Consider the following 5857-nt stretch of genomic DNA (forward strand, 5'->3'; position numbering starts at 1 on the left):
TTTTTATGAGGTCAATATCCATTTGGGTGCTTTCAATAATATTTAATGTCACGGATGAGGCGAAGGTGTTATTAATTAATGGCTTGGCGAACATGAATAATATATATAATGCGATGAATAGTTCCGTACCGGAACGAATCAGCAGCTATGCCAGTCAATAAATTCAACCAACATACCCGGTATGACTACCGGGCGTGGGCAACAATAAACAAGCGGGGGAATGCCAACAAACGGCGGCCATCGGCCTGTTGCGGATAGGCCACATCAATGATTGCCAGATAGTCTTGCAAAAAATCCAATCGCATTGCGTCAGAGAGCGGTTCAAGAAAAGGCCGTAAACCTGTGGCTCGCAGCCAATCGACGATGGCTTGCGCTGAAGGCATCGGGTGGTAATAGGTAGTGCGCCAAATATCTACCCGCTCTGCATTGGGGGCCAGTAAGTCATAATACTGATTGGCTGACAGAACCTTCGCCCGTATTGCCCCCGCCTCTTGTAGTGCTTGCTGCCATGGACCGTTTTCTGCAACTTCACGCATAGCTCGATGGCTGGGTTCCTCCAGATTATCTGGCATCTGGACCGCAAGTATGCCGTGGGTAGCCAACCTGGAGAACAAATAAGGAAAGAGTTGCTGATGATCGGTAAGCCACTGTAACGATGCGTTAGCATAAATAAGATCTTGTGGCTCAGCGGGTTGCCACTGGCGAATATCCGCTTCAAGAAATGCACATGCCGGCAGGCGCTGTTGCGCACTGGCCAACATCGCCACCGAGTTATCAATCCCAACCAGCTGCGCCTGCGGAAAACGCTGGTGCAGCAATTGGGTAGAGTTGCCTGGCCCACAACCTAAATCACTGATGCGCTGTGGCTGGGTAGTGCTGATATGTGCGAGCAAATCACCGGCAGGGCGGGTACGTTCTGCTTCAAATTGGCGGTATAAATCAGGATCCCAGTCTTGCATGCATAACCTCCGGTAGAAAAAGATCAGTAATGCGGATAAGTGATAGCCGCTAACGCGTGCATATTTATCTATTATAGATTCTGCAATGGCCCGCTAAACAGCACCGCACCGGTTGGCTGGCCAGTGGGCGAACCGCCGTGAGGCTCCAGACTGATTGCTAATAATGAATTCGCCATTAACTGGTTTTCAGTCAGAGTCAGTTGTGTCGGCCCATGGGTATTGAGTAACCCCAGAGAGTGTGGTTTTTCACCCGCCGGAATACTCCATAATTCAAGGCTATTACGCTCACTGACTACCACGGGGTTAAGGGGAGTTAATGTCAGGCTACGAGTCGATTTCTCCAGACTGACCACCCATTGACCACTTTGCTGGCTATTGGAGAGCACGGCCACCGGGACGGCTGTTGGTGGCTCTACCAATAAACGTGGGATAACCAGGACTGCGGCCAGTGCGGCGGCGACAGCCCAACCCAAATAAGACCAACGATTACGTTTGATATGGCGCAGATTGATTGGTGGTAACTCTAACTCCAGCCGCTTCCATACGCGTTCAGGGGGCTCCAGCGGGGCCAATTGATTATCCAGTTGGGTAAACAGACGCTGCCAACTGGCAACATCTGCCGCCAACTGTGGGTCACGACGGAATCGGCGTTCAAAACGCAGCCGGGCAAGTCCGCGCAGGGTTCCCAGCGCATATTCAGCGGCCAATGCTGAGTCATATTCGCGTCTGTTTTTCATAAGCCTACGCAGCCCTTCAAGTGATCGAGTGCACGACGTATCCAGCTTTTTATCGTACCCAGTGGTTGTTGTAGATGAGTAGAGATCTCCCCATGAGAAAGCCCCTGATAATAAGCCAACATAATACTTTGTCGTTGCTCAACCGGTAGATGTGCCAAACAGTCTGCCAATTGTTTAGCTTCACTGTCTTGCTGCAATTGAGCCAGAGGCGTCAGTGTGTCATCGGTCAAATAATCGGTTTGATCATCGTTCAACGTTTGCAGACGATTATCACTGCCGCGCATCAAATCGATGGCCCGATTACGTACAATATGGGTCAACCAGGTCAATGGGGCACTGAGTTGCGCATTGTAATTATCGGCCCGATGCCAGACGGTGAGAAAACAGTCGTGCAAAACCTCCTCTGCCCGAGCAGGGTTGCGCAGCATTCTTAAGGCGACCGCGAAGAGTCTGGGGGAAGTGAGCCGGTATAGTTTTTCAAACGCGGACTGATCACCTTGAGCAATGGCATCGATCAGCCCGATTTGTTGTTCCAGTGAGTATTCATTCATGCGCCAATCCCTAAAAGCCGTCAGGTGCAGTGAGACACTGCACCCAGTATAGACGGGTTTTATTTAGGCATCAGAACGGTATCAATCACATCGATCACGCCATTTTTCTGTTGTACATCATAGGTGCTGATATTAGCGATGTTCCCTTTTCCATCTTTAAGCTGAATGTTATGTGGCCCGTTGTTCATAATCCACAGTGATTGGCCATTGACAGTTTTCAGCTCGGCAGTACCCCCTGCGGCTTTAATTTTACTTTCTAACTGTTTCATATCGTAGTTCCCGGCCACCACGTGATAGGTCAAGATTTGGGTGAGCATGGCTTTATTTTCTGGTTTGACCAGACTTTCAACTGTACCGGCGGGCAATTTTGCAAACGCGGCATTGGTGGGCGCGAACAGGGTAAATGGCCCGGGGCCTTGCAGGGTATCAACCAACCCCGCAGCTTTAACCGCAGCGACTAAGGTCGTGTGATCTTTGGAGTTAACCGCATTCTCGATAATATTTTTACTCGGCAACATCGGAGCACCACCTACCATAACAGTTTCGGACATCATGGCGGCCATAGAGACAGTACTGAACAGTAAGGAAGCACAGATAGCAGTACGAAGAAGCGTTTTCATAATGTATTCCTTTTAGGAGGGTTGAGGTGAAGTCTTGCCTCACATCTACCTATACGAATCAGCCTGGTGTTTTGGATGCAAAAAAAAAGGAAAATAATTAATAAAAAACGCCAACCCGTGCAGTGCTGGGCTGGCGTTTGATAAATAACAATAGGATAGAAGGTGAGAGGGCTGAACTAGCCAGCACCCTTCAGGCAATTTGATCCAGTTGTGGCTTGGGTTTGATAGTCAGTGTGGCCCCGATAGAGGCACTGATAATTGATGCCAGAGCCAACCATTGAACCCATGTCAGATGTTCATTTAAGAATACCAACCCTGAAATGGCCGCCAGTGCTGGCTCCAGACTCATTAACGTGCCAAATGTGCGCGTAGGGAGCCGGGTCAGTGCGACCATTTCCAGTGAGTAGGGCAATGCCGTCGACAAAATAGCGACAGCCAGAGCAACGGGGAGAATGGCGGGATCGAACAGGGCAAGGCCGTTATATGCTACGCCAATTGGGCAAAATACCAGTGCTGCGATCAGAGAACCCACCGCGACAGTCCCAGGACCGTGATCACCGCCGGCTTTCTGCCCTGAAATAATATACAGCGCCCAACAGGCTCCCGCACCCAAGGCACAAGCCGCGCCAAATAAATCAATGGTACCAATGTTATGTCCCAGCGGTAATAAGAACCATAGCCCCAGAACGGCCAACCCTACCCAGATAAAGTCCACCGGGCGGCGAGAAGAGAACATGGCAACCGCCAACGGGCCGGTGAACTCCAATGCGACGGCAATACCCAATGGCACCGTTTTTAGTGACAGGTAAAACAAAAAGTTCATTCCACCTAATGTCACACCATAAATAAGCAAGGGTAAGCGGCTGCCTGAGGTGAATCGCATTCGCCAAGGTTTAAAGATGACAAACAAAATAAGTGTGCCGATACCGAGCCGCAGCGAGGTTATTCCTTGCGCGCCAACCAGTGGGAACAAACTTTTCGCCAACGATGCACCACTCTGGATGGAGATCATGGCAATCACCAGCAACAGAATAGGGACTAAGGGGAGTGAATGTTTGGATGAAGGAGACAAAGACATCCTGTTAAGCCTCAAAGAAAATTATTAGGTAACTATCTTTGCCAGTGTAAATGAAATGTCAGCCAAGTGTTTGAAAATCACCAAAGGAGCGAAAAAAGAAACGGAAAGCAGTGAAAGAAATAATAAATTTTCAGCATTGCGGTTTTTTAACGCTATTTCTGCTGGTTATTTAAGCGCTAAAACTAAGAATAGTCTGGAATGGCTTTTGGTGATGGGAGTCACAAAAAGGTGTAGAATGGCGGAAATTCGTAAGCGTATTAGTAAGATGGAAGATTCTTGAAACCCTTTGTTACACCAAATAAATGATTAGACAATCATATGTAGGCAGAGTTTCCTACTATTTATTGTTATAATTTCATGGTGTTCTTGTTTCATCTAAAAATTTGCGTCTTTCGAGGTGGTTATGAATAAAATTGCATGTCTTTCAGCAGTAGCAGCTTGTGTATTAGCAGTGACCGCAGGTTCAGCCTTTGCCGGTCAAAGCACCGTTTCTGGTGGTTATGCCCAGAGCGATTATCAAGGTGTTGCTAACAAATCTTCAGGTTTCAACCTGAAATACCGTTACGAGTGGAGTGATTCTCAACTGGGTTACATCACCTCTTTCACTCACACTGAAAAAAGCAGCTTCGGTGACAGCGCGTCGGTATACAACAAAGCACAATACAATGCTATCACCGGTGGTCCAGCTTACCGTATCAACGATTGGGCTAGCGTTTATGGCCTGGTAGGTGTGGGTTACGGTCGTTTCAGCCAGAACTACCCAACTTCTGCTAGCGATAAAAGCAGCACCAGCGATTACGGCTTTACTTACGGCGCAGGTATGCAGTTCAACCCAATGCAAAATGTTGCCCTGGACGTTTCTTACGAACAGAGCCGCATCCGCAACGTTGATGTCGGTACTTGGGTTGCTGGCGTAGGTTACACTTTCTAAGCGACTGCTTAGAATAGTTAGCACTCATCTTTCACGGTATTATGCTGTGTCTGATAAAAATCCGCTTTCGGGCGGATTTTTTTCGCCTGTCATATGATGCAGAGGTGAGGCTGACGTATGATAACTATTTAACCGCATTTACGGCATCGACAATCAGCGCGATTATCTGCTGTGGATGAGAGAGTATCGAGGCGTGGCTGGAGGGTAACTCAATCACCTTTTGGGCCTGAATTCGAGCAGCAAAACCGCGTTGTGTTTCGACCGGCAGCATTCTGTCTTCCGTTGAAACCTGATACCAGCAAGGTTTGACCCGCCAGGCAGGCTGAGCAGACTTATCAGTAAAAGCGCGAGTTGCTAAGGGTTTTTGCACCATAGACATCACCAGTGCTTCATTCTCATCAATGTCCTGACACATATTTTCGTGGAACTGGTCAGTGTCAATCCATAGAAATCCATTATCATCCGGGCGAATATAAGCGGCGCTAACAGGTGGTTCACGCAGTGCAAAAGTACTGGATAAGCTCTCTCCCGCATCGGGAGCAAAAGCGGCGAGATAGACCATACCGACCACATTTTGTAGATGCCCGACTTGTGTAATGACCATGCCACCATAAGAGTGGCCCACTAATAGGGTAGGGCCATATAAGGCGGTAGTTAGCTTAATGGTCCGCTCCACGTCATCTGCTAATGATGTCAGCGGATTTTGTATTGCAATGACCCGGTGCCCCATCTGGTGCAGGGCTGGGATAATATAGCGCCACTGTGAGCCATCAGCCCATGCTCCATGGACCAATACAATATTAAGTTTTGTCGCCATATTTCCCCCTGAACGGGTATTAGCCCAAGCGGTGCATAATATCGTTATGCAGAAATAGCATTCTTGACGAATAACAACTTCTACTCATATACCTGCATTAATGAAAAATCTTGTTTATAGCCAGATGTTATTAAAATTAAACAAATCTGTTATTAGGTTTAAAG

At 48.1% G+C, this 5857-nt stretch carries 8 protein-coding genes; 2 read left to right on the top strand and 6 right to left on the bottom strand.

Translation table 11 applies throughout. From position 1 onward, the window contains the following. Positions 1-185 precede the first annotated feature (185 nt). The 5 genes from tam to rhtA form a co-directional block, all read right to left on the bottom strand. Positions 186-959 (bottom strand): trans-aconitate 2-methyltransferase, encoded by a 774-nt coding sequence (tam, locus tag V1952_RS19575; protein WP_420075367.1) that lies wholly within the window; start codon positions 957-959, stop codon positions 186-188. Between the two features lie 71 nt (positions 960-1030). Beyond that, positions 1031-1696 (bottom strand): anti-sigma factor, encoded by a 666-nt coding sequence (locus V1952_RS19580; protein WP_420075368.1) that lies wholly within the window; start codon positions 1694-1696, stop codon positions 1031-1033. Further along, a complete protein-coding gene (locus tag V1952_RS19585; RefSeq protein ID WP_083159432.1) occupies positions 1693-2247 on the bottom strand; it encodes a sigma-70 family RNA polymerase sigma factor in 555 nt (184 codons plus the stop codon). Before V1952_RS19585 ends, V1952_RS19580 begins: the two co-directional genes overlap by 4 nt. Positions 2248-2306: 59 nt before the next feature. Further along, positions 2307-2867: a fasciclin domain-containing protein gene (locus V1952_RS19590; protein WP_420075369.1), complete on the bottom strand. Its 561-nt coding sequence runs from the start codon at positions 2865-2867 to the stop codon at positions 2307-2309. A 190-nt stretch (positions 2868-3057) separates the two neighbouring features. After that, positions 3058-3945 (bottom strand): threonine/homoserine exporter RhtA, encoded by an 888-nt coding sequence (rhtA, locus tag V1952_RS19595; protein WP_083159428.1) that lies wholly within the window; start codon positions 3943-3945, stop codon positions 3058-3060. Positions 3946-4015: 70 nt separating this feature from the next. Here rhtA and V1952_RS19600 point away from each other — a divergent pair, with 70 nt between their 5' ends. Both V1952_RS19600 and ompX read left to right on the top strand, forming a co-directional pair. Continuing rightward, on the top strand, positions 4016-4225 hold the full coding sequence (locus tag V1952_RS19600) for a hypothetical protein (protein ID WP_227746547.1): 210 nt from the start codon (positions 4016-4018) through the stop codon (positions 4223-4225). Positions 4226-4348: 123 nt separating this feature from the next. Continuing rightward, positions 4349-4876 (top strand): outer membrane protein OmpX, encoded by a 528-nt coding sequence (gene ompX, locus V1952_RS19605; protein WP_372558425.1) that lies wholly within the window; start codon positions 4349-4351, stop codon positions 4874-4876. A 124-nt stretch (positions 4877-5000) separates the two neighbouring features. Here the strand turns inward: ompX and V1952_RS19610 are convergent, their stop codons facing one another. Next, complete coding sequence (locus V1952_RS19610; protein ID WP_372558426.1) at positions 5001-5693, bottom strand: alpha/beta fold hydrolase; 693 nt, start codon at positions 5691-5693, stop codon at positions 5001-5003. Positions 5694-5857: the final 164 nt, after the last annotated feature.

The sequence above is a fragment of the Yersinia sp. 2542 StPb PI genome, assembly GCF_048593855.1.
Taxonomy (GTDB): domain Bacteria; phylum Pseudomonadota; class Gammaproteobacteria; order Enterobacterales; family Enterobacteriaceae; genus Yersinia; species Yersinia enterocolitica_E.

What these genes read in the sequence shown, in the direction of transcription:
- V1952_RS19585 (WP_083159432.1), bottom strand. Translation starts at nt 2,247, where the DNA reads ATGAATGAATACTCACTGGAACAACAAATCGGGCTGATCGATGCCATT.
- V1952_RS19580 (WP_420075368.1), bottom strand. Translation starts at nt 1,696, where the DNA reads ATGAAAAACAGACGCGAATATGACTCAGCATTGGCCGCTGAATATGCG.
- tam (WP_420075367.1), bottom strand. Translation starts at nt 959, where the DNA reads ATGCAAGACTGGGATCCTGATTTATACCGCCAATTTGAAGCAGAACGT.
- ompX (WP_372558425.1), top strand. Translation starts at nt 4,349, where the DNA reads ATGAATAAAATTGCATGTCTTTCAGCAGTAGCAGCTTGTGTATTAGCA.
- V1952_RS19610 (WP_372558426.1), bottom strand. Translation starts at nt 5,693, where the DNA reads ATGGCGACAAAACTTAATATTGTATTGGTCCATGGAGCATGGGCTGAT.
- V1952_RS19590 (WP_420075369.1), bottom strand. Translation starts at nt 2,867, where the DNA reads ATGAAAACGCTTCTTCGTACTGCTATCTGTGCTTCCTTACTGTTCAGT.
- rhtA (WP_083159428.1), bottom strand. Translation starts at nt 3,945, where the DNA reads ATGTCTTTGTCTCCTTCATCCAAACATTCACTCCCCTTAGTCCCTATT.